Annotated in this window: 29 protein-coding genes, 1 tRNA gene and 1 pseudogene; 12 read left to right on the top strand and 19 right to left on the bottom strand. The window is 61.7% G+C overall.

Translation table 11 applies throughout. The features are described 5' to 3' along the window. Positions 1-5: 5 nt before the first annotated feature. Both AB4Y40_RS14805 and AB4Y40_RS14800 read right to left on the bottom strand, forming a co-directional pair. Positions 6-800 (bottom strand): ABC transporter substrate-binding protein, encoded by a 795-nt coding sequence (locus AB4Y40_RS14805; protein WP_368688325.1) that lies wholly within the window; start codon positions 798-800, stop codon positions 6-8. Between the two features lie 39 nt (positions 801-839). After that, entirely contained in the window at positions 840-1961 is a 1122-nt protein-coding gene (locus AB4Y40_RS14800; RefSeq protein ID WP_368688419.1) for a M20 aminoacylase family protein, read from the bottom strand. Between the two features lie 179 nt (positions 1962-2140). Here AB4Y40_RS14800 and AB4Y40_RS14795 point away from each other — a divergent pair, with 179 nt between their 5' ends. The 5 genes from AB4Y40_RS14795 (at position 2141) to AB4Y40_RS14775 (ending at position 6202) form a co-directional block, all read left to right on the top strand. Further along, entirely contained in the window at positions 2141-3094 is a 954-nt protein-coding gene (locus tag AB4Y40_RS14795) for a LysR substrate-binding domain-containing protein (protein WP_368688324.1), read from the top strand. Positions 3095-3611: 517 nt separating this feature from the next. Further along, positions 3612-4118, top strand: coding sequence for a GNAT family N-acetyltransferase (locus tag AB4Y40_RS14790; RefSeq protein ID WP_368688323.1), 507 nt, complete (start codon positions 3612-3614; stop codon positions 4116-4118). Positions 4119-4353: 235 nt separating this feature from the next. Further along, entirely contained in the window at positions 4354-4581 is a 228-nt protein-coding gene (locus AB4Y40_RS14785; RefSeq protein ID WP_368688322.1) for a hypothetical protein, read from the top strand. Positions 4582-4888: 307 nt separating this feature from the next. Next, complete coding sequence (locus AB4Y40_RS14780; RefSeq protein ID WP_368688321.1) at positions 4889-5698, top strand: DUF4377 domain-containing protein; 810 nt, start codon at positions 4889-4891, stop codon at positions 5696-5698. 216 nt (positions 5699-5914) lie between these two features. Next, positions 5915-6202 (top strand): DUF1330 domain-containing protein, encoded by a 288-nt coding sequence (locus AB4Y40_RS14775; protein ID WP_342918781.1) that lies wholly within the window; start codon positions 5915-5917, stop codon positions 6200-6202. Positions 6203-6228: 26 nt separating this feature from the next. Here AB4Y40_RS14775 and AB4Y40_RS14770 read toward each other — a convergent pair whose 3' ends face one another. Then, positions 6229-6471: a hypothetical protein gene (locus tag AB4Y40_RS14770; RefSeq protein WP_368688320.1), complete on the bottom strand. Its 243-nt coding sequence runs from the start codon at positions 6469-6471 to the stop codon at positions 6229-6231. Here AB4Y40_RS14770 and AB4Y40_RS14765 point away from each other — a divergent pair. The 3 genes and pseudogenes from AB4Y40_RS14765 to AB4Y40_RS14755 form a co-directional block, all read left to right on the top strand. After that, positions 6467-7237: pseudogene (locus tag AB4Y40_RS14765) on the top strand (metalloregulator ArsR/SmtB family transcription factor); the annotation flags it as partial. The gene AB4Y40_RS14770 and the pseudogene AB4Y40_RS14765 sit on opposite strands and share 5 nt — an antisense overlap. Further along, positions 7230-7751 (top strand): SRPBCC domain-containing protein, encoded by a 522-nt coding sequence (locus AB4Y40_RS14760; protein WP_368688319.1) that lies wholly within the window; start codon positions 7230-7232, stop codon positions 7749-7751. The pseudogene AB4Y40_RS14765 and the gene AB4Y40_RS14760, both read left to right, overlap by 8 nt. Positions 7752-8150: 399 nt before the next feature. After that, entirely contained in the window at positions 8151-8858 is a 708-nt protein-coding gene (locus AB4Y40_RS14755) for a RibD family protein (RefSeq protein WP_368688318.1), read from the top strand. A 175-nt stretch (positions 8859-9033) separates the two neighbouring features. Here AB4Y40_RS14755 and AB4Y40_RS14750 read toward each other — a convergent pair whose 3' ends face one another. From AB4Y40_RS14750 to AB4Y40_RS14715, 8 genes are all read right to left on the bottom strand, one after another. Continuing rightward, positions 9034-9822: a hypothetical protein gene (locus AB4Y40_RS14750; RefSeq protein WP_368688317.1), complete on the bottom strand. Its 789-nt coding sequence runs from the start codon at positions 9820-9822 to the stop codon at positions 9034-9036. 441 nt (positions 9823-10263) lie between these two features. Next, a complete protein-coding gene (locus tag AB4Y40_RS14745) occupies positions 10264-11508 on the bottom strand; it encodes an MFS transporter (protein ID WP_368688316.1) in 1245 nt (414 codons plus the stop codon). Between the two features lie 3 nt (positions 11509-11511). Continuing rightward, positions 11512-12234 (bottom strand): arsenical resistance protein ArsH, encoded by a 723-nt coding sequence (gene arsH / locus AB4Y40_RS14740; protein ID WP_368688315.1) that lies wholly within the window; start codon positions 12232-12234, stop codon positions 11512-11514. A 30-nt stretch (positions 12235-12264) separates the two neighbouring features. Continuing rightward, positions 12265-13335, bottom strand: coding sequence for an ACR3 family arsenite efflux transporter (gene arsB / locus AB4Y40_RS14735; RefSeq protein WP_368688314.1), 1071 nt, complete (start codon positions 13333-13335; stop codon positions 12265-12267). 22 nt (positions 13336-13357) lie between these two features. Then, entirely contained in the window at positions 13358-13852 is a 495-nt protein-coding gene (locus AB4Y40_RS14730; RefSeq protein ID WP_368688313.1) for an arsenate reductase ArsC, read from the bottom strand. A 23-nt stretch (positions 13853-13875) separates the two neighbouring features. After that, positions 13876-14352 (bottom strand): ArsI/CadI family heavy metal resistance metalloenzyme, encoded by a 477-nt coding sequence (locus AB4Y40_RS14725; RefSeq protein ID WP_368688312.1) that lies wholly within the window; start codon positions 14350-14352, stop codon positions 13876-13878. Positions 14353-14364: 12 nt separating this feature from the next. Beyond that, on the bottom strand, positions 14365-14688 hold the full coding sequence (locus tag AB4Y40_RS14720) for an ArsR/SmtB family transcription factor (protein ID WP_368688311.1): 324 nt from the start codon (positions 14686-14688) through the stop codon (positions 14365-14367). 435 nt (positions 14689-15123) lie between these two features. Continuing rightward, positions 15124-18063 carry a GH92 family glycosyl hydrolase gene (locus tag AB4Y40_RS14715; protein WP_368688310.1) on the bottom strand — a complete coding sequence of 980 codons (2940 nt, stop codon included), beginning with the start codon at positions 18061-18063 and terminating at the stop codon, positions 15124-15126. A gap of 321 nt (positions 18064-18384) precedes the next feature. Between AB4Y40_RS14715 and AB4Y40_RS14710 the strand changes: the two genes are divergently transcribed. Further along, positions 18385-18774 (top strand): cupin domain-containing protein, encoded by a 390-nt coding sequence (locus AB4Y40_RS14710; protein WP_368688309.1) that lies wholly within the window; start codon positions 18385-18387, stop codon positions 18772-18774. Between the two features lie 126 nt (positions 18775-18900). Here the strand turns inward: AB4Y40_RS14710 and AB4Y40_RS14705 are convergent, their stop codons facing one another. The 8 genes from AB4Y40_RS14705 to AB4Y40_RS14670 form a co-directional block, all read right to left on the bottom strand. Further along, on the bottom strand, positions 18901-19305 hold the full coding sequence (locus AB4Y40_RS14705; protein ID WP_368688308.1) for an SRPBCC domain-containing protein: 405 nt from the start codon (positions 19303-19305) through the stop codon (positions 18901-18903). Continuing rightward, the gene (locus tag AB4Y40_RS14700; protein WP_368688307.1) at positions 19302-19616 is read right to left on the bottom strand and encodes a metalloregulator ArsR/SmtB family transcription factor; all 315 of its coding nucleotides are present in this window, start codon (positions 19614-19616) and stop codon (positions 19302-19304) included. The genes AB4Y40_RS14705 and AB4Y40_RS14700 overlap by 4 nt, the downstream gene beginning before the upstream one ends. Before the next feature lie 82 nt (positions 19617-19698). Then, positions 19699-19965 (bottom strand): hypothetical protein, encoded by a 267-nt coding sequence (locus tag AB4Y40_RS14695; protein ID WP_368688306.1) that lies wholly within the window; start codon positions 19963-19965, stop codon positions 19699-19701. Between the two features lie 105 nt (positions 19966-20070). Beyond that, positions 20071-20346 carry a DUF6566 family protein gene (locus AB4Y40_RS14690; protein WP_368688305.1) on the bottom strand — a complete coding sequence of 92 codons (276 nt, stop codon included), beginning with the start codon at positions 20344-20346 and terminating at the stop codon, positions 20071-20073. A 79-nt stretch (positions 20347-20425) separates the two neighbouring features. Beyond that, positions 20426-20839 carry an Hsp20/alpha crystallin family protein gene (locus AB4Y40_RS14685; RefSeq protein ID WP_368688304.1) on the bottom strand — a complete coding sequence of 138 codons (414 nt, stop codon included), beginning with the start codon at positions 20837-20839 and terminating at the stop codon, positions 20426-20428. Positions 20840-20873: 34 nt separating this feature from the next. After that, positions 20874-21314: an Hsp20/alpha crystallin family protein gene (locus AB4Y40_RS14680; RefSeq protein WP_368688303.1), complete on the bottom strand. Its 441-nt coding sequence runs from the start codon at positions 21312-21314 to the stop codon at positions 20874-20876. A 287-nt stretch (positions 21315-21601) separates the two neighbouring features. Continuing rightward, positions 21602-21674: transfer RNA gene (locus AB4Y40_RS14675), tRNA-Lys, on the bottom strand. Positions 21675-21719: 45 nt separating this feature from the next. Then, on the bottom strand, positions 21720-22295 hold the full coding sequence (locus tag AB4Y40_RS14670; protein WP_368688302.1) for an Hsp20/alpha crystallin family protein: 576 nt from the start codon (positions 22293-22295) through the stop codon (positions 21720-21722). A 214-nt stretch (positions 22296-22509) separates the two neighbouring features. Here AB4Y40_RS14670 and AB4Y40_RS14665 point away from each other — a divergent pair, with 214 nt between their 5' ends. From AB4Y40_RS14665 to groL, 3 genes are all read left to right on the top strand, one after another. Then, positions 22510-23154, top strand: a complete 645-nt coding sequence (locus AB4Y40_RS14665; protein ID WP_368688301.1) for a diguanylate cyclase — start codon at positions 22510-22512, stop codon at positions 23152-23154. 169 nt (positions 23155-23323) lie between these two features. Then, positions 23324-23641 carry a co-chaperone GroES gene (locus tag AB4Y40_RS14660; protein WP_238468356.1) on the top strand — a complete coding sequence of 106 codons (318 nt, stop codon included), beginning with the start codon at positions 23324-23326 and terminating at the stop codon, positions 23639-23641. A 75-nt stretch (positions 23642-23716) separates the two neighbouring features. Then, positions 23717-25339, top strand: a complete 1623-nt coding sequence (gene groL / locus AB4Y40_RS14655) for a chaperonin GroEL (RefSeq protein ID WP_368688300.1) — start codon at positions 23717-23719, stop codon at positions 25337-25339. Positions 25340-25404 lie beyond the last annotated feature (65 nt).

Here is a 25404-nt window from a genome sequence, read left to right as displayed (position 1 = left end):
CTGCGTTATTTCGCGCCGTAAATGTCGAAGTCGAAATACTTCTTGTTGATGCGCGCGTAGGTGCCATTCGCGAGAATTTCGGCGAGCGCAGCGTTGAACGCGTCACGCAACGCAGTGTCCTGCTTGCGCAGACCGAGGCCGTCGCCCTGACCGAAGAACTTCGGATCGTCGATGGCGTTTCCGGCGAAGGTGAAGTCCTTGCCATCGGGTCGCTTCAGAAAGCCGTCGCTCGCCGCAATGGAGGCCTGAAACGCCGCATCGAGGCGGCCTGACGTCAGGTCCGCGTATACCTGATCCTGGTTCTGGTAGGCGACGATCTCCACGCCGGCGGCCTGCCATTTCGCGCGTGCGTAGTCCTCCTGGCTCGTGCCCTGCTCGACACCCACGCGCTTACCCTTGAGCGAGGCCGCATCGGGCAGCAGCGGCGAGCCGCGCCGCACGACGAGCCGCGCAGGCGCATTCGAGATCTTGTTGGTGAAAGCGATCTGCTCCATGCGCTTGGGCGTGATGGTCATCGACGACGAAATGATGTCGAACTTGCGCGCGATCAGGCCCGGGATCATGCCGTCGAAGCTGGTTTCCACCCATACACAATGCGCATTCAGTTGCGCGCACAACGCATTGGCGATATCGACGCCGAAGCCCGTGAGCGTGCCGTCCGGCGTCTTGTATTCGAGCGGCGGATAGGTGGGGTCGACCGCCAGCCTGATTTGCCGCCCCTTGAGATCCGCCGCGTGTACGGAGCCGGCCGTTGCAGCCGCCGCGAGCGCCAGTGAAAGCGCCATCGTCCATTTCTTCATTTGCCTGTCTCCTTGCTGTCGTTTCAGTTGTTTCGGGGGTTACTGCAGAATCTGCTCCGCGAGCTTGATCCAGTAGCTCGCGCCAATCGCGAGGCTCGCGTCGTTGAAGTCGTAGCCGGGATTGTGCAGCGAGCAATGCTGCGTGCCGTCCCCGTTGCCGATCGAGAGGTAGCTGCCCGGGCAACGCTCCAGCATGTATGCGAAGTCCTCGCTCGCCATGAGCGGACGCAGCCCGTCGATCAGCATCTGCGCCCCGCCCCACTCGAGCACGACGCGACGGGCCAGTTCGGTCTCGTCCTCGTGGTTGACGAGCACCGGGTAGCAATGGCGGTAGTCGATCTCCACGCGCGCGCCATAGCTTGCGGCCTGCCCTTCGGCAACTTCGGTTATGCGCCGCTCCAGCAGCGTGCGCACCTGCGCCGAAAGTGCGCGCACGCTCAGGTGCAGCTCGGCATGAGGCGCGATGACGTTCGAGGCGCTACCCGCGTGCAGCGCGCCGACGCTGACCACGGCCTGGTCTTGCGGCGCCACGTTGCGCGCCACCACGCTTTGCAGCGCCATGACGATCGACGCACCGACCACGACCGGGTCGATCGTCTGCTGAGGCGCGGCCGCATGGCCGCCGCGGCCGATCACGCGAATCGTCACCTCATCGGCGGAGGCCATGAACGCACCGCCGTGAAACCCGATCGTTCCCGCCGGGAAGCCCGGCACGTTGTGCATCGCGAACACGGCGTCGCAGGGAAAGCGCTCGAACAGGCCGTCTTCGATCATTCTGAGCGCGCCGCCCAGGCCCTCTTCGGCCGGTTGAAAAATCAGGTGCAGCGTGCCACGCCATTGCGGTTTTTGCGCAAGACATCGAGCGGCCGCCAGCAGCATCGCGGTGTGGCCGTCGTGGCCGCACGCGTGCATGACGCCGTCGTTGCGGCTGGCATAGGGAAGGCCCGTCGCCTCGTGAATCGGAAGCGCGTCCATGTCGGCGCGCAGCCCGAGGTTAGCCCCACGCCCGCGCTCCATCGTCCCGACCACGCCCGTGCCGCCCACGCCGCGCGACACACGATAGCCCCACGCCTCGAGCTTCGCGGCGACGAGCGCGCTCGTCGCGTGCTCTTCGAAGCCCAGTTCGGGCTGCGCGTGCAGTTCATGGCGCAACGCGATCATTTCGGCTTCTATCGCCGCCACTTCCGGCAACACCCACTGTCTGCCCAATTCGCCTCCCTCACCCTTGTGTGCATCGTGGAGCGAATCGTATGCAGCGCAAATTGCTGGGAACAGCCAGCGTTTTGTTATGATGACAACCTTCTGTTGTCACCCTGCGCCAGTCGGGCGTCTCTGCGCAAATGAAACTGCATCAACTGGAAGCGCTCGTCGCCAGCGCGGACGCCGGCAGCATCCGCGGCGCGGCCCGCGCGCTCGGGCTTTCCCAGGCCGCCGTCACGCGCGCCCTGCGCGAACTGGAGGCGAGCGAGCGTCTTCCGCTGCTGATCCGCGCGCCCGAAGGCATCACGTTCACCGAGCATGGCAAGGTGCTCCTCACGCACGCGCGCCTCGTGCTCAACCAGCTCGAGCACGCGCACAGCGATCTGGAGCGCTTGAGGGGACGCATGGAAGGCAGCCTCATGGTGGGCGTCACGCCGTGGATTACGCTGACCTTTCTTGCCGAAGCCGTGCAACGCTTTCGCAAGCGCATGCCCGAGATCCGCCTGGAACTGATCGAAGGACTGATGGCAGTCGCGCAGCCGCTGCTGCGCGAAGGCAGCATGGACTTTGCCGTCGGCCAGTTACAGCCCGGCGCGAGCGCGCAGGAGTTCGCATGCGAGCCGCTGCTGGCCTACGAGTCAACGGTGATGGTGCGCGAAGGCCATCGCAAGGCGCGGGCGCGCTCCATCCACGAATTGCTGGACGAGGACTGGGTGCTCAATTTCGCACCGGACGGTCAGCGGGATCTCATCGACTATCTTTTCACGCGCCATGGCGCGCAGATAGACGAGCGCCGTATTGTCCGCGCGCAGTCGGTAGCGACGTTGCAGACCATGGTCGAGCAGGCAGACATGTGCACGTGGAGCCCGACGATCCTGAGCCATGTGCCGCCGTTCGGCGGCCGCCTGCGGCCGCTCGCATTGCGTGAAGCGTTCGAGCCCCGACAACTGGGCATCGTCACACGCCGCAACAGCACGTTGAGCCGCGCTGCCGCCGCCTTCATCGACTGCCTGCTGCAGGTCATACGCCGACATGCGCGCTCGGCGAAAAAAGAAGACCTCGCCTTGTTCGAGACGTTGGAGCTGTTGATCTAGTACATGAGACTGCTCATCAGCGAGCGACCGGTCCACTGCGAACGGCCATTGTGATTTCGCGAGATTATCTGTGCATGCGTCTGGCTATTGATTCTGCGGCGATAGGAAAACGCGCCAACCCCCGCTGACCTTTGACGAGCGTAATCGAGATCGGTATTTTCCTGGTGCCTGATACACGTCCCAGGGATGTCTTTCGCGCGTCGTGCCCACCCGCATGACGCGCCTTTTTCTCCTCCGAAATTTTCCCTGAACGTCACCTCCACCGTGCGCCAGACCCAGCACGTCCGTGCCGGTTCACAAATGACCATCAACTTCCGGGCGAGCCTGCCGTTATAACGGTGCAGCAAAACGAAGGGCAAGGCCCCTTTTTTCAGGATCATGTCGACGCACGAAAGCGTCAACGTGCATGGCAGCGAATACCGCGTAAGCGCAAGTCTCGGCGTGGCGGTGCTGCAGTCCGGTGACCGCGCTACCTTTAGATATCCGAAATGATAAGCTTCAACTCCCGGGAATCCTGATGGACACAGCGTCGAGCCCTGCTCTTATTCGCCCGACCTCGGAAGACGACTGGCAAATCTTGAAGACGGTTTTCCTTGCTGCGCTGCTCGACAGCCCAACGGCGTTCGGCCTGAGTTACGCCACCGCGGCTGCGTTTAGCGAGCAGCAATGGCGCGAATGTGCTTCAGGTCAGACGCAGCCGCAATATCTGGTAGCCATGGTGCGAGGGCAAGCAGTCGGTCTTATCGGCGACGCTATAACCCGCTCGCGCGAATACAACCTGATTGCCATGTGGGTTCACTCGCAGTACCGAGGCCTGGGAGTTGCAGGTCGCCTGGTCAATGCAATCCAGGCGCGCGCGATCGAACGCGGACAGCGGAGAGTCGTGTTGAGAGTCTCGCCAGACAACACCCGCGCGGTAGGTCTCTATCGCCGACATGGTTTCCAGTTGTTGCCCGAACGAGAAGCGCTAGCCAATCAACCCGGCATCATCGTGCAGAAAATGGAATGGAATCGCGCTGGCTGAATGTCAGAGCGATTGCTCACTGAGATTGTTCAACCAGACAAAACCGGGGATGGAAACGCTCTTGCTCGATTCGCGGCTCGTAGGGTCAGCCGGCGAGCAGATGACCCGATCCTTGCGCTAGTATGGACGGGCAAAAAGGCGGATCGAAGACAGCACCGGCCTGGTGCTGCCGTCACCTGCCCGCTTTGTCCTGCTGTTCAGCCGCTGGCATCGCCGCGTTCAGACGGAGGTCGACATGAACGAACAATCCGTGCTCGGTATCATCCATGCGCAGGAACTCCTGATGGTGTCCCTCATCCGCATACTTCCGCCCGACGAACGGCGCAAAGTTTCCGAGGAGTTCCACGGCCAGGTCGAGCTGGCCGAAGCGCCGCATCTGAGCGACGGCCATAACCGCGAGATGACCGAAGCGTTCAGGACGCATATCCGCAAGCTGTCGATCTTGCTGGCGTCGTTGAGTTGATCGGGCCGAGGTTCGCGCCGGCGGAAATAGTCACGAAACGCGCCGTAATGCACGGATCGTCGCCGGGTTAGTCCGGGCGTGGCGAGCCATGCCCGGTCCGGTGCACCATGCCGACGGCGCCGCCGCGCTAGAAGACGCCCTCGCCTCACAGTGACTTTATCAACGGGGCGCAACGCCCCGGGGTTGTATCATTCACTAGTTCCCCCGGTCTCCCCATTTGCGATTGGATTATGTCGCGGCTTATTTCACGCGACAAGCTGCCTGAAACATCCACCGAACCAGCTGAGGTACCGCCGTGAAGTGCAACGTGCTCTTTCTGCTGCTCGCCCTTGCCGCATGCTCGCAAATACCCGACGCGAGCGGCCCGGCGCCTTCAACGAGCGCGTCGACTGCTGCCGCAGCGAGCGCGCTACCGGCGATCGAACCTGGGATCCTCAGTCAGTATCACTGGCAACTCAGCGACGCGTTTGACAGCAAAGGCATGCGCATTGATGCGTTGTTTGTCAGTGCAGAAAAGCCAGTGCAACTGGACTTCAGCACCGACCGCTTAAACGTAGTCAACAGCTGCAACAATATGGGAGCCAGTTACAGCGTCAAGAAAGGACGGCTGCAGATTGGCCAGATGGTGAGCACCATGATGGCTTGCCCTGACGCCGCTCGCGCCGCACTCGACGACGCTATTGCCCGGCGCCTGCGTGGCAGCCTCGGCGTGAGCCTGCTGGCCCGTAGCGATACCCCCCGCATGCAACTGCTCACCGATAGCGGCGACACGCTGACATTTACGGGTGTGCCCACTGCCCAGACGCGTTTTGGGGGCCCCGGTGAAACGGCCTTCCTCGAAGTGGCCGCGCAAGCGGTGCAGTGCCATCATCCGCTCATTCCGGACAAGCATTGTCTGCTGGTGCGTGAGCGCCACTTCGACGAGCACGGTTTGCCAACCGGAACACCCGGTGCATGGCAACCGCTGTATCAGGATATCGAGGGCTATACCCACACGCCTGGCATGCGCGATGTACTGCGCGTCAAGCGCTATACCATCAAGAACCCGCCCGCCGACGGACCCGCCATTGCATACGTGCTGGACATGGTGGTTGAATCGGAAAAGATTGAGGACTAGCTCGACGCTTCACGCTCGGCGCTTGAGAAACTGCGCAGCATAGCGTCGGTAGTCGCACGTGCCGAGTCCAACGCGCCGGTGAATCTCCCGACCAGTCAGTTTCAGCAGTCGGGTTTTCATCATGGGTCGACATCCGCGCCGACACTGCGTATCGATGCCCGATGCGGTTTCATGGCATCATCGTGCGGACCTTCACACAACCCGAGGAGCGACACGATGGCGACTTTTATTGTCTTCACGAAGGAAAGCACGCAGGATCAGAGTGAGCTCGACATCTACCAAAGCAAGGTGGGCGAGACCTTCAAAGGTCATCCGGTCAAGATTCTCGCTGCCTACGGACCTCAACAGGTTCTTGAGGGCGAAGCGCCAGAGGGTGTCGTGATCGTAGAGTTTCCATCGACTGCGGCCGCCCGTGCGTGGTACGACAGCCCGGCGTACCAGGAAGTCGCGCAGCACCGGTTCAAGGGCGCGCGCTATCGCGCCGTTCTTGTCGAAGGCGTGTGACAAGGCGACGAAGTTCGGCCGCGGAGTTATCCATCGAGCGCAAAGACGATCTCATCGACGCGGCCGTCCGTCAGGGGTTCCCCAACGAACGGCGGCACCCACGCCCTGGCGAAAAACGGCTGGTCGACGACGAGATCAGGTCCGGGGCGAATCACCACACCGCACGCTGATGCGTACACACGATTGCAGGGGTGATCGCCGGCGTGATTTTTCTCGATGTGGGCGTGAGATGCGTACAGGTCGCGAACATCGGCGGGCGAGTTCGTCACAGCGGGAGCCGCAATGGGCCATCTCGACCTCGCACTGTGGCTGATACGTCAGTCGAGCCCCGAGCTTTCCACTCTTGTTGCACGTTATATGCTGGTAGACAGGCGGCCGTCGCAGGCGCCGTACATAATCCCGGAGCATCTGGCGCGCGCAGATCCACTTGTCGAACGGTTTGAGCGCTGGGCCCGTTCGCGGCTCGCAGAAGGCTTTTCGCTCGAATCGGCGGCCGACGCTCTCGCGACGAGCAAGCGAACCCTGCAGCGTCGTATCGAGTCGGTGCTTGGCAAATCGCCTCTGGCGTACTTCCAGGATTTGCGCGTCGAGCGTGCACTTCACCTGATTAGGACGACTCACCTGGATATCGAGGCGATCGCCGCCGAGGTCGGCTACGCCGATGGCGTGACGCGACGCGCCATCCTCGCCAGGCTGGCGCAAGGCGAAGCCACGGTTGGCGATCTGGCCGGCCCTTTCGATATGAGTGCGCCGGCCATCAGCAAGCACCTGCGCGTTCTCGCAAGAGCCGGCCTCATCACTCAGGGGCGCGATCGCCAGTTTCGCCCGTGTCGCATCGCGCCTGAGCCGCTCAAGCAGGCCGCCGACTGGGCACTGCAGTATCGCGCCCTATGGGAGCAGCGGCTCGACCAGCTCGACAGCTACCTGCAACAACTGCAACAGAAGCCTGCCAGGGACTCCCACGGAAAGCCTGCGCCGAAAACCACGTCCAACGTTACCCCAACTCGAACCAGGAAGACTCGCCGCAATGAATGACAAACTTTCAGCCCCCTTCGTCATCGAGCGCCGCTTCGCTGCGCCGCGCGAACTGGTATACGCCGCGCTGACTGAAGCTGAGCATTTGAGTACGTGGATGAGCCCACCCGGGATGGAAATGTCCCACTGCACAGTAGATGCGCGAGTCGGTGGCGTTTTCCACTACGCGATGAAGCCGCGCGGCGTGCCCGACGCTCCCGCGATGTGGGGCAAGTGGACGTTCCGCGAATTGACGCCCCCCGAGCGCATTGTCGTCGTCGTGCAGTTTAGTGATGCCGAAGGCGGCGTGACGCGACATCCGATGTCGGCACAATGGCCGCTTTATACGCTATCGACGACGACGCTCAGCGAAGTCGAGGGTGGCACGCTAATGCACCTCGAGTGGCGCGCGCTGGACGCCAGCGAAGCCGAGGAAGCCATCTTCGACGCGTCGCATGGCAGTATGTCTCAAGGCTGGGGCGGAACTATGGACGCGCTCGACAAGTACCTCACGCAGCAGCAAGCCGAGCGCTGAGTCGAGAGACAAAAAAGGAAGCGCACTTTAGGTGCGCCTCTTCCGTTCGTGTGACCTCAAGCAAGCTGCCTTCTAACGTCAGTCAGGATTGTTGACCTGAAAGCAGTGAGTGCGTGCTTGAGGGCCGTAGCATGTTCGATTGACACCGGGTCTTGCGATATCGCACGGTCGCGCGCCTCATTTTGTAAGCTCGCGCGACAATGCGGCCGGATCGTTGTCCGAGGCACCACCTTTACAAAACGGCGCTTCAAATGGACAAAGCATCTGGACGTACCACAATTCACGGACATGCCGGGTTGAATGATGAAGCCTGGGCACCCCCAGGTACGCGAATTGCAACCTGAGCGATTCCGTTTGATTCCCCCAGCAAGCCATTGCGAAAGAAGCCAGGAGTCAACCATGCGCCCCCGAATCATCTGCCACATGATGTCTTCGATCGACGGCAAACTGCATCCGAGCCGCTATTCGATGCCGCACGGCTTCGACCGGCGTCATTTCGTGACGCAATACGAAAACGTGGCCGCGGGTCTCGGCGGAGACGGCTGGCTCGTCGGCCGCGTAACGATGGCCGAAATCGTGAAGGACGAACGCGGCGCTTCGATCGCAACGAGCGATGTCGGCACGCGCAAAGCATGGCTCAATCCCGATCGCAAACCGACCTTCGCGATCGGCCTCGACCCCGATGGCAAGCTTCACTACGCGCGCCCGACCGTGGGTGACGACCAGATCGCCGCGGTGCTCGGCGAGCACGTCTCGGACGACTATCTCGCCGAGTTGCGACAAAGCGGCGTCTCATACGTGTTCGCGGGTAAGGATGGACACGATCTGAAGACCGGTGTCGAGGCGCTGGGTGAAACGCTGGGTATCAAGACACTGCTTCTCGAAGGCGGTGCCGCTATCAACGCGGCTTTTCTGAAAGCCGGTCTGATCGACGAAGTAAGTGTGTTGATCTGTCCGGGAATCGACGGCGTGCGAGGCGTCCAGACGATCTTCGAAGGCCCCGAAGAGGGAAATCCCGGTTACGGTCGATCGCTCGCCTTCAAATCGGTCGAGACGCTCGAGGGCGGCAGTGTATGGGTGCGTTATAGCGTCGAATCCCTGGCGTGATCTGGCATCCGTATTCGGCGATTGATTGGTGAATTGCACCGCAGTGAAAGCGACCGGATGCAAGTGATTTGGTCGCCAAACGGGGCCATGAAAGGACCTTCGTTTGATGCATCGCAAAGACGTTCAGATGGCCGCTCCACTTCGCAAACGGTCATCCAATCGCCGTGTGACAGCGTCACGTCATCGGCCTTTGCTGACATTCAGTTGTCGCCGTTCGTAGGGCTGCTTCAGGCCGCTCTTCAGCACTTGGCCCGCTTCGGCCGGCTGCCAGTCGCAATGCGCTTGACGCCGAGGCCGCTGCAATGACTCTGTCTATCGCGTCTGTCAGCTCATTGAGGACCAGTGGTTTCGCGACAACCTCGTCTACTTTGCCGGCGAAGCTCGACGCATCCTGCGGCCACACCAACGCGATGATGTGTGGCCTTTCGATGCTGGTATTAAAGCCATCTACCAACAACATGGAGGCGCCGCGAGAAAATAGTGAAACGTCGAGCACGAAGAGTTGCGACGGTTCAAGCCAGGCCTCATGCCAGTTGTCGAATCCGCGCGTCTTCGGCCGCCCGTATCCCTTTACCCCAAGTAGAACGGCTAAAGAATCCCGGACCCACTTGTCGTAGCCGACAATCACAGTGGGGCCAGCGCCCGGCGGTAGTTTCGGTACTTCAAGAGCTGCAGACGCGCGTAGTCGGCACTCACGGCGCAGCCACTCCAGCTTGGACAGGTAATAACGGTCGTGCGCCCTCGCAAGCCCAGCGAGGGACGTTGTTGGGTCGTGCTCCAGGCGCTGCAGGTCCTGAGTTGCCTTGTTCAGTTCAGCGACCGCAGTGTCGAATGCGAGCGTATCTTCTGGCTTCAGCATGGGGGTCAGCAAAGGAGAAGTTGAACAACTCTCAATCGCAATAGCACAAATCGTGCTCGCGATCTCGTACCTGTGCAGCATAGTCCGATGGGCGAAGAACGCCATGGACTTTGATGATCAGCGAAGAATTCGAGCAATCCAGCGACGGGCCGACGCTTTCTTCACATTAACCGTCCGGCGCACTTCGCGGGCTCTTTTGAATCTATTAGCGGTCGTTGACGGCGGTCGATGAGCCGTTCGTCACGCTCGATGGTGCGTAGCGTGATTGCTCACGCGAAGTGCTTCCTCATGCACACGGCGGTAGACGGGCAGAGCCGTATGAATTGTGCCGTTTCACGCACCTCATCCGGCACTTCGGTCCGCTTGACTGCGCTGTATCAGCGCCCAAAGGTTCCAGACAGACGCTTCCAACTATCGCTGCCCCTTCGTCGACTGCAACGAGAAACCCCGGTAGCAGCACGGTCGTGACGTCCTCTGTTGGCAACTTGCACGTTGCCAGCAGGCTTTTGATCCCGACGAGATCGTCATCTTTGGCGGACCTTATTTTCATAGCGTGCTCCGTTCCCGTGCAGCAACCTTCCTTGATGCATCGGCCGTCGAGCGCACGACGAACATAAAGGCGCACGCCGATACCAGCGACACGCCCAAAACAGCCCATTCGACGGGAAGATAGTTACCGGTCATTGTCCAGATTGCCGCTGCCGAGATCGGCGCAATGCCCTTCGCGATGTTCGACGGCATCGAAAGCAGGCCGCTCACCGCGCCGTACCCTTCCGTCCAGAGGATGTTTTGGACAATGGTTCCACGCAAAATCGTCATCATGCCGTTGGCACCAACATAAATCAGCGCGAACAGGATCAGCGCCGCAGGCGATGTACCGGCAACCAGAAGGATCACAACCGATGCTGGAAAGGCAGAGGTGACCGTCAAGCCCACGATCTTCGGCGACACGTTTCGCCCAACGGTGAACCATAGCGTTCGCACGAAAACCTGCGCCGGGCCGATAACCGCCATCGTTGCGAGAATGACGGGCTGCGCTACGTGACGTTCAACCATCAGCGGGACCAGGTGAAAGGTCAGCGCGGCGAACGTCGCGTAGTAGGCAGTGAAGCAGACCGCGAGCCCCCAGAAAACCGGTGTACGGAGAGCCCGCCTGACGGACTCGTCGTTCTCGGCCTTGACTGTCCCTTTGCCGAGCGTCGTAGTCGCGCGGTCGCGCAGTGCCGTTAAATGGATCGGGAGGCAGACGCAGCAGTTGATTACCGAGAGCGAGAGCAGCGCGTGTCGCCATCCCTGGTAATCGATCAGCCCCTGCGTAAGCGGAATGAACACCGTACTCGCGAATCCCGCGACGAGCGTGACCAATGTGATCTTCGTTCGAAAGCTGTGTGGGTAGTTACGGGTAAGAATCGCGAACACCGGATCGTAGAGTGTCGCTGCCATCGCAATACCCAGGCCCACCCAGGCAGCAAAGAGCGTCACAAGGCTTCCGGCCTGCGACCAGAGCACCAGCATGACGGACGCAAGCAGCGACCCCGCCGTCAGCACCACGCGGCCGTGGCCGTGGTCAATCCATCTACCGACCGGGTATGCGGCCAATCCGGAAACGAGGAGGCCAAGCGACAGCGCTGCGTCGGTGGACGCCCGACTCCATCCAAGCTCGAACTCCATCGGTACGACGAAGAGCGAAAAGGCGTAATAGACCGTTCCCCATGCGACGAGCTGGGCGACGGCCAGCGCCCATGTCGCGGTGTTCTCGCCTGGCTTTCGATCCGAAGCGGGGGACGCCATGGGTCAGATGCTTGTCTGGTTGACGCGCTTCATCAGTTCCTCAGCGCTCTCCTTGCGCTCGCTGTACCGGTCCACAAGATACGGACCGATGTCGCGCGTCAGCAGCGTGAATTTGACCAGTTCCTCCATCACGTCAACGACGCGGTCGAAATACGCTGAAGGCTTCATGCGACCTGCTTCGTCGAACTCCATGAAGGCCTTGGCCACCGACGACTGGTTGGGGATGGTCAGCATGCGCATCCATCGCCCAAGCACGCGCATCTGGTTGACGGCGTTGAACGACTGCGAGCCGCCGCTAACCTGCATCACGGCGAGCGTCTTGCCCTGGGTCGGCCGCACCGCCCCAACCGAAAGCGGAATCCAGTCGATCTGCGCCTTCATGATCCCGGTCATCGCGCCGTGCCGCTCGGGCGAGCACCAGACCATGCCCTCCGACCACTGCACCAGCTCGCGCAGCTCGGCCACCTTGGGATGGCTGTCCGGCGCGTCGTCCGGCAGCGGCAGGCCGCTCGGATTGAATGTGCGCACTTCGGCACCCATCGCCGTGAGCAGGCGTGCAGCTTCCTCGCTCAGCAGGCGGCTGAACGAGCGCTCGCGCAGCGATCCATAGAGCAGCAGGAAACGCGGCGGATGCGGCGACGCCTTTGCAGGCTGCAGGCGATTGATATCGGGCACGCGAAACAGTGCCGGGTCCACCTGCGGGAGGTCAGTCGTGAGATCGGACACGTTTGCCCTCTGTGATCGTTTCCATATCCGTCAGGCGCACTCGTACCAGTTCTTTGAGCGGTTCACAATGCGCACCACGAGCAGCATGACGGGTACCTCGATCAGCACGCCCACGACCGTCGCGAGCGCGGCCCCTGAGTTGAATCCAAACAGCCCGATTGCGGTGGCGACGGCCAGTTCGAAGAAGTTCGACGCACCGATGAGTGCCGACGGACAGGCAATGTTGTGCTTCTCGCCGACCGCGCGATTGAGCCCGTATGCAAGAGCCGAATTGAAAAACACCTGGATCAGGATCGGCACAGCGAGCAGTACGATAACGAGCGGCTGCTTCAGAATGGCCTCGCCCTGGAACGCAAAGAGCAGCACCAGCGTTGCCAGCAACGCGGTGATGGACCATGGACCGATCTTTGCCATCGCGGCATCGAATGCGGCCTGCCCTCTGACGAGGAGCACCTTGCGCAGGATCTGCGCGAGAATGACCGGAATCACGATGTAGAGCACGACCGACGTGAGCAGCGTCGCCCACGGCACCGTGATCGCGGAAATGCCGAGCAGCAGGCCGACGAGCGGCGCAAAGGCGACCACCATGATGCTGTCGTTCAGCGCGACCTGGGAAAGCGTGAAGAGCGGATCGCCGCCGGTCAGGCGGCTCCAGACGAACACCATCGCCGTACAGGGCGCGGCGGCAAGCAGGATCAGGCCCGCGACGTAACTGTCGAGTTGCTCTGCAGGCAGAATCGGCGCGAACAGGTGCTTGATGAAGAGCCACGCGAGCAATGCCATCGAGAACGGTTTGACCAGCCAGTTCACGACGAGCGTCACGCCGATGCCCTTGACGTGCTCGCGCACCTCATGCAGCGCGCCGAAGTCGACCTTGACGAGCATCGGGATGATCATCACCCAGATCAACAGGCCCACCGGCAGATTGACGTGTGCATATTCCATCCGGCCGATCGCCTGGAAGACCCCAGGCAGGCCTTGCCCAAGCAGAATGCCGGCGACGATGCACAGCGCGACCCAGACGGTCAGGTATCGCTCAAAGAAGCTGATGGCCGGTTTCGCGGCCGACTTCCCCGAAGCGGCAACATTGGGGGTGTTCATTGGGTGACTTGATGGAGAGGATTCAACTCTGAAGGATGTCGTTTAGCGCCTGCTGCAACTCGGTGTTGTCCAGACTTTCGAGTGGGAGCGCGAGCAGTTGCAGCATGCGGTAGCCGATCGCTTCGCGCGTGAGTTCGAACGCGTGCCGCTTGCCTTCATCGCCGCCTGGCGCGTTCGACGGATCGGCGTAGCCCCAGTGGACCTTGACAGGGCTACCCGGCCAGAACGGGCACTGTTCGGCCGCGGCGCTATCGCAAACCGTGATGACGATGCGCATCTGCGGTGCGCCGTCCTGCGCGAATTCGTCCCAGCTTTTGCTGCGATAGCCCTGCGTATCGATACCGGCGTTCGTCAGCGCTTCGAGCGCGAACGGATTAATGCGACCGCTCGGGGCGCTGCCCGCGCTGTACGCGCGGACGTCCTTGCCGAGCTTCTTCGCCCAGTGGTTCAGCATGCCTTCGGAAAGCACACTGCGCGCGGAATTGTGCGTGCAGAGGATCAGTACGTTCGTGGTCATTGTCTTATCAGCGGGCAGCGTGATCAGCAGCAGGCCGAACCGGCAGGTTTAACAGGGATGCCAACGGGTTTGCCGCTCGGGGCACAGCAGGACGTTGCCCCTGCCGACGACGATGTTTGCCTGCTCTCGCCATATACCGGAGCGCCGTCCAGCGTATGGAAGTGCTCCCAGGCAATCCCCTGAGGATCGAGAACCCAGTGCTTGTCGCTGCGCGCATAGCAGCAGGTTGTCTCGCCCTGGTCGAGCAGGGCCATGTCCGCCGCCTCTGCCCGCGTTGCGAGTTCGGCAAGCTCGGCCGCGTCGTCCACCTGGAAGCCGAGGTGGTCCACGCCGGCCTTCGTGCCGCGCGTTGAAATCGCAAAGTTCACGCGAGGATCGTCCAGCATCCATTTCGCGTAGTCCACCTCGACGCGCGCCGGTTCTGCGGCGAACAGCTTCGAATAGAACGCGATACTGGCTGCGAGGTCGTCAACGTGGACGTGGATGTGAAACCGCTTCATGGTGGTTCTCCGTCAGCATTTGCATGAGTCCGCGCCAGGTTGAAGGCAAGGCTGCCCCTGACAGCAGTTTTCGGTCAGGAAACCCATGACCGCGCTCATCTGGTCATAGGCGGCCCGATAGATCAGGCTGCGCCCGTCGCGCTCCTGCGTGACGAGCCCCGCGTGCATCAGCTCCTTCAGGTGAAAGGAGAGCGTCGCATTGGGAACGTCGAGCTGTTCCGCCATGGCGCCCGGCGTCGAGCCGGTCGGACCAGCGACGACCAGCATGCGGAACACACGCAGGCGCAGTTCGTGGGCGAGCGCCGCGAGGGCGCGGATAACGTCTTTATCTTCCATAATTCTAATATATTCGAAATATTGCGTGAAAGCAAGCCACTGCGGCGGTTCACCGGGAACATACGCTCTCTGACTTCCATGCGCGGCCAAAACGCCGCGCTAGCTAGAAAACGACGGATGGCAACGCCGACGCAGTGAGGTCAACGGCGGCTATCGATTTGAGAGCGGACGTCAACGGGACGGTGGTCGAAGGACCGCTCAGGGTGGCGGATTCAACCTCCAGTGAGCTCGCTCAATTTGCCAACGCCAGGCGGAAAGCCCCGACGGCCCACAATGCGTCGGCCTGGAGAAGCGGCTGCGATCGCACGAGCCAATCGGCAAGCGACGTCAGGCTGATCCCTGGCCGCACAGGGTCCCGATTATGCGCTAGCCCACCCGCCTGCATCGGCGATATCGGGTGCACGTGGGGCGCCGCCTGCGCGGCGCCCCACGTGTTCAGGGCGCTGCCGCGATACCGAACACGTGCAACTTGCCTTCGCTGGACTGCCTCGGCAATGTGACGCTCGCCACCAGCTTGCCGGGTGTCAGCGGCACCGACTGCGCAAACAGATAGGTCTTGACGCCGTCGGTCGAACCATTGCCGCCATTGCGATACGCGGTGGTCAACGCGATCGGGTCCACCGGTGCCGCACTGCCGCCATTCAGGGTCCAGTCGTCAAACGCGAGCGTGAACGGCGTGACCGTGCCATCGGTATAGGTCACGACCGCGGCGCCCGAGCCGGGGCCGTTGTTGGCCGAACCCAGCAGAACCAGCGAATGGCCGGTCGTGCCGGGCGGCATCGCAATCGTCTGTCCTACCGCCACCGCATTATCGAGCGGTCCATTCGACAGAACGAAGCTTGCTCCGCCGACAACGAACGGCTTGCCCGGTGTCGCGCCGGCCGCCGCCAACGCAGTCGACGAGTAGCTGAACAGAGAGCCGTCGAAGTCCGAACCGAGGCCGTCGGTGTCGGTGCTGCCGTCGGCGCTGATGCCGTGGTTGTTGAAAGCATCCGCCACGTTGCGCGCAACCGGCACCCCATAGGACGGCGGCGCCTCGGCCGGGTTCGCGCCCCACTGCGAAGGCGACGAACCCATCACGAAGTTCAGCGTCGCGCCGTTGGCAAGTGCGTCGACGTCCAGCCAGGAACTATTGTGAGCGCTGCCATTGACGGTGAGCCCCTGCACATAATTCGCGCCAGGCGCGCCGGGTGCATTGATGCGCAAGGTCTTGCCGTTCCCGAGATGAACGACGATCGAGGAGAATTGCGGGCTGCCGATCGCAAAGCCCCCGACACCCGGGATCTCCGGATAGAGGCCCAGCGCGCCCCACACATACCAGCCCGACACGGCGCCCAGGTCGTCATTGCCGGGCAAACCGTTCGGCCCTGTGCCAAAGGCGCTCGCCATGATCTGCTGGACGACATTCTGCGTGCCCGACGGCGAACCCGCCCAGTTATACAACCAGGGCACCTCGAAGGTCGGCTCGTTGCCCATATAGAAGTTGGGCAGCGTCGTCCCCGCGTTCAGCACGGTAAAGAACGTATTCAGCCGCGACACCACCGCCGTATTTCCGCCCAGTTGCGCGAACAGCCCGGTCGGGTTGAACGGCACCATCCACGTGTACTGCTCGGCGTTGCCCTCCACGTAGTTGTCGATGCTGCCCTGGTTCTCCGCAATCCACGTGCCGTCGGAGTTGCGTCCGGCGATCAGAGGCGGCGTCAAGGAAGTGTTGAGCAGGTACTGCCAGTAAGCCGAGCGGCTACGCAGCATTTTCTGGATCGCCGTGTTGCCCAGTGCACCGGCAAACTGTGAGATCGCGAAATCGCTGCTGCCGTACTCCAGCGTGGACGAAGCCTGTCCCCATTCACCGTTCGTGATGTAGCCGAACTGGAGATAGCTGGCGCGCCCTCCGTTGGTCGTCACGCCGTTGCACGCGGTGCCGGGAATGTTGGCCATCTGGATCATATGGCTCAAGGCGCCCGCCGTATCGAACTTGCGCGCACCGAAGGCATACGCGCCCGCCACGATGATCGAGCCGGCGTCGCCCGGCATCACGCCGTCTTCGACGTTGTCATTGACCCAATGTGGAATTGCCCCGCACTGATCCGCATCGTTGACGAGCGACTGCGCCATGTCGCTCGTTTCCTCAGGAAATAGCGTGGCTTTGAGCGGTATCAGCGAACGATAGATGTCCCAACCCGAAAAGCTGGTGTACTGCGCAGCATGGCCAGCACTGACCTGATGAACCTTCTGGTCGAAGCCGATATATTGGCCGTTCACATCGCTGAATACGCTCGGCGCCCATGATGCGTGATAGAAAGCCGTGTAGAACTTCGTCAACGCCGTGGTATCGCTACTGCTCACCTGAATGGTGTTGAGGCGCTGATTCCATATCGCATCGGCGACCTTCTTGACACCGTCGAAATCCCAGGAGGGGTTTTCTTTCTGGAGATTATTTTTGGCGTTTGCGACACTCACATATGAAATACCGACTTTCATCATGACAGTGGCGCCTTTGCCGAAATTCATCATGGCAACGCCATTGTTGAAGGATGACGTCTTTACAAATGGCTGACTGAATTCCGCATAAAAGTACACCGGAACATTCGTTGAATTACCGCAAAAATGTCCACCCGTGGTACTGCCCGAAATGGTTCTCGCGTCGACCTGCGTGACCGAGCCGGCTACGCTCGTCTGTGTGTTTGTATACGTCGTGTTGAGCACGAGCGTCGAAGGCTGATTGTCAGGATACGTGAAGCGACCAAAGCCGGTACGCAGGGTTGCAGTCAACTCGACCTTGACCTGGTTATCGAGCACGACGGAATAGGCACCTGCTACCGACTTCTCGTTGGTATGGCTAAACGTCTGCGCGAGCGGCTTGCTGGCATCGAGCGTCGGCATGACGGGGAATTCGCCGTCGTTGCCGGAACAACCGGCGCCGCTCATATGGGTGAGACTGAAACTCTGGATCGAGCCGATGTCGTAGTAGTAACCGGCCGGCGAACCGGGCTCCGCGCTGTTCGAGGGAGCCGAGGTGGTATTCGTATCGGGTGCCCACTGCACCATGCCGTTCGGCAGGCCCGCTGCGGGTACGACACTGCCAGCCTGCCCTGCTGGCACGGGGTTCGGAGAGTTGCTGGCCAACGTGCCGATCAGCGGATTGACATACCGCGTCAATTGCATGGTGCCATGATCGGAAGCGGGAATTTCCTCGGCGGCGGCGACAGCCGCGTTTGCATTGCTGGAACCCGCACCGGGACTACTCTGAGCCGTTCCCTGAAGCTGGTCAGCCGCGACAGCGGCGGAGCCGGACTGGCCTGGACTATCACCTCCACAACCCGCCAAAGAACCAATGATGATCATGGCGGCCGCAAGACGGCGTAAATCTATCATGGCTGTCTCCTGAGTATCACTACGCGTATCTGATTTGTTTAGTTATCCTGTTTATCCAGGTAGCATGTGGTATCTGGCTCGAAGTCATGCTATACGAGACATTTGAATGGCGTCAATTGATTATCTATTGGCGTTTTGTGTTTATCAGAAATTACTAAACAAGCGAATTCCTGACGCAACTTCGCGTGTTAGTCGCTTCGCATAATCTGTCTAACATGTACGAGCATGTTCACGGCGAAGACGACTGAGTTCACGTGTGTCAGATTGTTATGCAGGCGCGCAACTGCGCTAAAAGTGCCGGAACGGTGGCAGGAACAATCGATGCGTACCTGGCTTTTTTATCAGCCCATAGGCAGGAGCGAGCGCATGATAGAACCAACTGACTTTCTGGCCATGACAGCTGACCTACGCGAGGGTTATCGCAATGAGGTCGTCACGACGGTCAACGATCACGACATTCACGTCAGCGTGATGGAGGTGCCGTACTTCTGGCATTTCCATCCCGATTCCGATGAGACGTTCATCGGAATCGAAGGCGTATTGATAATCGATTTTGAAGAAGGGGCAATAGAGTTGCGCGCGGGTCAGTTGCTGACCATTCCCGCGGGCGTGCGCCACCGCACGCGTCCCGGCGGCGCACGCTCGATCAACCTGACGGTGGAAAAAGCCAATGCCACGACGATCCGCTGTGACGCTCCCCGGGAAGGGTGACGACATTAAGGTCGAACGCCGGAGCAATCGAGGCCTGTCTGGCAAATCGAAGTCGCCGGCAGGACTACCAGGTAATACGCAGCGAGAATAACGGGCATTGCACCAGGAGTGCAAGCACCCACGCCCTCACACGTGCAGTACGTCCTGGAGCCGCTGAATGACGTCCGGCCATCCCTTGCCCATGCCCTGGAAAGCTGCCTTGCCGAGCGGCGAATCGAGGTCGAAGCCCTTGTGCTCGAGCGACAGGCGGGTACCGCTTCCTTCGGCTTCGAGCCGCCATGTGATCGTCGTGTTCAGCGTGCCGGGTGCGAACGAATAGGACAGCAGCCGTTCATGCTCGACGGCGACGACCTCACAAGGCTGCTGGCCCCACGGTCCCATATCCAGCGTGAAGCGATGCCCGACGACCGCGCGCACATCGCCAGCCGCCCACCATCTGGCGTGAATGGCAGGGTCGGTCAGGGCAGTCCAGACCCTCGCCGACGAGTGCGGAATGAGGCGGGTGAGCTGGATGAGACCGGGTTCTGTCATTGCGTGTCCTCGTCGAGTATTTCAGTGAGTGCATCGAGACGTTGCTCCCAATACTGCTCGAACGGATGCAGCCACTCCGCGAGCTCCCTCAGCCTGCCTGCGTTCAATCCATAAAGGCGCTGACGTCCGCTCGCCTGTTCCGTGACCAGGCCCGCCAGACGCAAGACCTGCAGGTGCTCGGAAACCGCCGGGCGGTTCACGGCGAACGCGGACGCGATTTCCCCGGCTGCACGCGGGCCGCCGCGCAGCATTTCGAGGATGCGTCTGCGCGTCGGGTTTGCAATCGCCCCAAAGACATCGGTTGTAGTCATTTGCACATAATACGTCGGAAATCTCCGACGCGACAATTGCCTGAGACCGCCCTTCCGCTTGGCCGTAGGCCCTATCGCGCACTCACACCCCGGAAACTCCGTCCCTGGCGTCCCCGCCTGCGTTAGCCCCGGGCGCGCGATTTCGCCGCTCAACGCTGTCCGGATGCAGCACGTCGAGGACCGTCCGGCCCCTTTCCGTCAGGTGCGCGCGACGCCTGCCCACGGAGCCGTGTTCCAGCATCACCAGTTGCCGTTCGAGGAGCGCGTCCAGTTCGGCGCGGTTCATGTCGAGCTGGTCCGGTGCGTGGCGAACCAGCATCAGGGTTGCAAATTCGTGTGGACTGAGCATCGACGTCTCCCGTCAAGAATGGAACCGTGAACCGGGGCACGGTGCGGAAAAGCGAAACGTGTTAAACAGCGGACGCGGGCATTGCTACCCTGCAGAGGGGCATCTTCACCCGGATGATTCCCGTCGCCTCGTATCTGCGAAGCGTCCCGCATCGATCGCGCGGATGGCGTACTCGACCGTCTCCCGATGTGCGTCGTCCGCGCTTGGCCAGCGCTCTGCGACGCAAGGCAGATGCCAGTCCTCGACCGTCTGCTCGCCGCGCCGGATACGCACAATGGCCACGTATCTGCCTGATCCCTGCGGGAGTACGCAGTGCCGCACAGCAATAGCGCTGGTTTCGATCGCGAAGCCCTTCCAGTTCTGATTGCGTGTATCGTCCATGGTTGTCTGAGCGCATGCCAAAAACGGCGCGGACCCGGCGGCCCGCGCCGCACGACCGGAAACATTCCTGTGCATATGCCTAACCAACGCTCACCTCGATACGACGGGGCTTCGCTTCTTCGCGGCGAGGGATGGTCAGCCTGAGCACGCCATCCCGCAGTTGCGCGTCGATGCGCGAAACATCGAAGTCCGGGCTGAGCGCAAAGGCGCGCCGGAAATGCGGGTGGCGGACTTCGCCATGCTGCAGCCTCAGCCCGGATGGTGTCGGTATCACCGCCTCGGCCTCGATGGTCAGATTGCCGTCCTGTACGCGCACATCAAGATTCTCGCGCGGCACACCCGGCAGGTCCGCATACAGCGTGATGCCCCGGCTGTCCTCGAATACGTCGACGGCGGGCGCGATACGGGTGAGCTGCTTCGACGGTTCGCCGCGCACATCTGCGGAGATGTCGTTGCGCGCCGCACCCGTGGCCAGTTCAGTGCTGTCGTTCATGATGTCCTCCGTGGTCTCATGGTTCACGTCGCGCTCACTGCACGGTGACCGCGCGCGGCTTCGATGCCTCGGATCGTCCGACGCTGATGGTCAGGCAACCATTTGCGTAGCGCGCATTGACGTTCCCGGGATCCGCGTGCTGAGGCAACTCGATGACGCGCCGGAACGCCCCCATGAAGCGTTCGCTGGCGTACACGCGTGCATCGTCACCCGCTTGCCGCTCCGGCGGCCTGCGTTCGCCACTGATCGTCAGCAGTCCCTTGTCAATCGAGACGTCGATCGTCGCCGGGTCGAGCCCAGGTGCAAAGGCAACGATCTCCACACTGTCGTCGGTACTGCCGATGTTGATAAGCGGAAACGTCTGGCTGCGCGTGGCGCGCAGGCTTGCGGGAAAGGCTGGAAAGAGGCTGGCCATCTGCCGTTGCAGGCGGTCGAATTCGCCCAGCAGATCGGTACTGAAGAAGGGATCGCTCATGACTGGCTCCTGGAAAACCGGGGCCGACACGGAGGACGAATGGAACCACGCGCTCCAGTCCGCATGTCCGTGGGAAACCCCGCCGACAAACAAATCGAAACACGCAGCGCTTATCGCGACTGCCTGAGCGATGAATAAAATAGCGCATGGAACGAAAATTTCAAGAGGTCCCGCAGCATCTCAAGAGCGACGTTTCATGGACGATGGTGACAGGTGTCGGGAACGGTGCCCGAGCGTGCGCGGCGCTGCGTCCGGTGGCCGCTGCGGCGCACACTCCCGGTTTGATGTGGGCCGTACTGGATTCGAACCAGTGACCAACGGATTAAAAGTCCGCTGCTCTACCAGCTGAGCTAACGACCCGGTCCACTTTTACCGTTACTGTCTCAACGCTTTCGCGTGCTTGCCCTAACCGATATCGATCGTCCGGCTCGCGCACGGCGCCGGTTCCATTTTCGGAATGGTCAACGTGAGAACGCCATTGTCGAACTTCGCCAGGGCGCGCCCGGGATCGGCGTACTCCGGCATCGGAATCGTGCGCACGAAGCGTCCATGGGCACGCTCCAGCCGATAGCAGCCGTTCTCCTCACTGCGCACATCCTGCTTCTTCTCGCCGCGCAGCACGATCGCACCGTCCTCGACGCTCGCCTGCAAGTCTTCGCGGTCCACTCCGGGCAACTCGGCAGTCACACGCAGCACCGGTCCTTCATCGACGACATCGATACGCGGCTGGAAGCGCGATGAACTGAAGTCGCCAAACCACCGATCGAGTGCGACACGGCCGGTAAGCGGGTCAAGAAAAAACTCCTCCACGGCGCGCCATGGTTCGCGGGTGAACAACCGCGCAATGTCGGGCAAGGACGTGCGCAATGGTTCGCTTTCGCTCGCCGGCGGCGGCGGCGTTTCCGGGCCTCGTGCATCGGACTTGCGGGAGGCTGCTCGAAGGAACTTGAAGGGATTCCACCGTTTCGGATCAGGACTCATCGTATCCTCCTCTACGTTCTGGAAGGACAACCGGATTGCATCGATTGCGCCAAACGCGCCTGGCGACTTCACGGCCTGTGAAGGGCAGCCATAGGCGGTGCTCCGCCTACGGCTGCACGACAGCAAGCCTTGTCGCGTCTACCTGAGCGATGCATAAAATAGCCCATGGAACGGAAATTTCAAGTGCCCCTTGCAACACGCCACGGGAGGCTTCATGGACCTTTTCGACAGACTTCGCGAACAGGCCGAAAGCGTGCGCCTGCCGCTCTTCGCGGTCACCGTCAGCGCCGCTGCGCAGGTCAATACGCCGCTCGTCGCGATACTTCACTGGCACGGTTTCCGGCGCGCGACGCCGCTCATGCTCCCCGGCGTGGAGATACCGGCGCGGCCAGTCCCCTGCACCGCCGTCCAGATCCAGGCGCCCTGGCAGAGCGTCGAAGCCGTCGACGCCATGTTGCTCGACGCGGCCTGGCAGTTCGGTGCGTGGGAGGTCGAGCGCATCGAGCGGCGCGGCTGCAATACGATCGGCGCCGGTGCTGCCGAAGCGCTCGCCTGCCGCCAGGCGTTTGGCGACTACGGAAGCGACATCCCGCCCGACGAGGCACTCATTGACGGTGCGAATGATCGCGATGGCCTGATGCGACTGGCCGCGCGACGCGGCTACGTGCGGTGGCTCTTCCGACCGGTGAAGAGTGGCGTGTGGCGGGCGCTTGATGAAGCCGACGACAGCCTGGATGCGGACGGCGGTCGGCAGCCGCCCTGCCCCGTGGAGCCGCAGTCGCGCAGCGCGCGCGAGCGCGCCCCCGGACGTACGGTCTACCGCCTTGGGACCGTCCGCCGTATCCTTTTGCCGCTTTGAAATATTTTGTTACATTTGCGATTCGCGCTCCCTCTTGAACCTTGAAAGCGGCGCCTCTATTTCGCTTTCCGCCAGACATTGGCTCGGCTGCACCGCAGCGCTCTGCGCGCCGCGGCACCCGCAGCCGGATTCCCTTATTGGTGATCCTTTAATCGCTCAGGAGATGGAAATGCAGATTCGTCCCCTCTACGACCGGGTTATCGTCAAGCGAATCGAAACGCAGCGGACGACGGCCTCGGGAATCGTGATTCCCGATTCAGCGGCAGAAAAGCCAGAACAGGGCGAAGTCGTCGCCGTCGGCAGCGGCCGGCTGCTGCAGGATGGAACGCTGCGCGCGCTCCAGCTGAAGGTCGGTGACCAGGTGCTCTTCGGCAAATACGCAGGCCAGACCGTCAAGGTCGATGGCGCGGAACTGCTCGTCATGCGCGAGGAGGACGTCATGGGCGTCCTCGAGGCCGACGCGGGCGCCGCCCGCAAGGCCGCCTGAACTTTCGACCGCTCGCGGACACCCGCCCGGTCGTTCGCGACGTGTCGAGTCAACGACTTTACCCGGAGCAACAACATGAGTGCAAAAGACGTCAAATTCCATGACAGCGCCCGCGCCCGTATCGTCAAGGGCGTGAACGTGCTCGCCGATGCCGTGAAGGTCACGCTCGGACCCAAAGGCCGCAACGTGCTGATCGAACGCAGCTTCGGCGCACCCACCATCACGAAGGATGGCGTATCGGTCGCGAAAGAAATCGAGCTTAAGGACCGCCTCGAGAACATGGGTGCGCAGGTGGTAAAACAGGTTGCATCGAAAACCGCCGACGTGGCGGGGGACGGCACCACCACAGCCACCGTGCTTGCCCAGGCGATCGTGCAGGAAGGCATGAAACACGTCGCCGCGGGCATGAATCCGATGGATCTGAAGCGCGGTATCGACAAGGCTGTCGCCGCCGTGCTCGACGAACTGCGCAAGCTGTCCAAACCGATTTCGACGAACCGCGAAATCGCTCAGGTCGGTTCCATCTCGGCCAACTCCGACGAGGCAATCGGGAAAATCATTGCTGACGCGATGGAGAGAGTCGGCAAGGAAGGCGTCATCACGGTCGAGGACGGCAAGTCACTCGAGAACGAGCTCGACGTGGTCGAGGGCATGCAGTTCGACCGCGGCTACGTGAGCCCCTACTTCATCAACGATCCCGACAGGCAGGCCGCGTATCTCGATGACGCGCTGATCCTGCTGCACGACAAAAAGATCTCGAATATCCGGGACCTGCTCCCGGTCCTCGAAGCCACGTCCAAGGCAGGCAAGCCCCTGCTGATCGTCGCGGAAGACATTGATGGTGAAGCACTGGCCACGCTTGTGGTCAACGCGATGCGCGGCATCCTGAAGGTCGCCGCCGTCAAGGCGCCCGGTTTCGGCGATCGTCGCAAGGCCATGCTCGAGGACATCGCCATCCTCACGGGCGCGACCGTCATCTCGGAAGAGACCGGCAAGCAGTTGCAGAAGGCCACGCTCGAGGATCTCGGGTCGGCAAAACGCGTCGAGGTCCGCAAGGACGACACCATCATCATCGATGGCGCCGGTGACCCGAAGCGCATCGAGGCGCGCGTGAAGTCCATCCGTGCGCAGATCGAGGACGCGACGAGCGATTACGATCGCGAAAAGCTGCAGGAGCGCGTCGCGAAGCTCGCTGGCGGCGTGGCCGTGATCAAGGTCGGGGCGGCCACCGAGGTTGAAATGAAGGAGAAGAAAGACCGCGTCGACGATGCGCTGCACGCCACGCGTGCGGCGGTCGAGGAAGGCATCGTGCCGGGTGGTGGCGTCGCGCTCGTGCGTGCGCGTTCGGCTGTGACGAGCCTGAAAGGCGTCAACAGTGATCAGGACGCGGGCATTCAAATCGTGCTGCGCGCACTCGAAGCGCCAGTGCGCGTGATCGCCTCGAACGCTGGCGATGAGCCTTCGGTGGTCATCGCGAAGGTGCTCGAGGGCAAGGGCAACTTCGGCTACAACGCGGCCACCGGCGAATACGGCGATCTTGTCGAGGCGGGTGTGGTCGATCCCACCAAGGTCACGCGCACGGCTCTGCAGAACGCCGCATCGATCGCAGGGCTGATCCTGACGACGGATGCAACGGTCGCCGACGCGCCGAAGGACGAGAAGCCGGCGCAGGCGAGCGCGCCGGAACTGGAGTACTGACCGCGTCGGTTCCGCTCTGCACCGGTCGTCCAGCCCGGCCGGTGCATTTTCTTCGGCACTGTTCT

Origin of the sequence: Paraburkholderia sp. EG287B (genome assembly GCF_040965595.1) — a bacterium.
Taxonomy (GTDB): domain Bacteria; phylum Pseudomonadota; class Gammaproteobacteria; order Burkholderiales; family Burkholderiaceae; genus Paraburkholderia.
The sequence above is the reverse complement of the archived record's forward strand: the minus strand, read 5'-3'. Positions and strand labels throughout refer to the sequence as shown.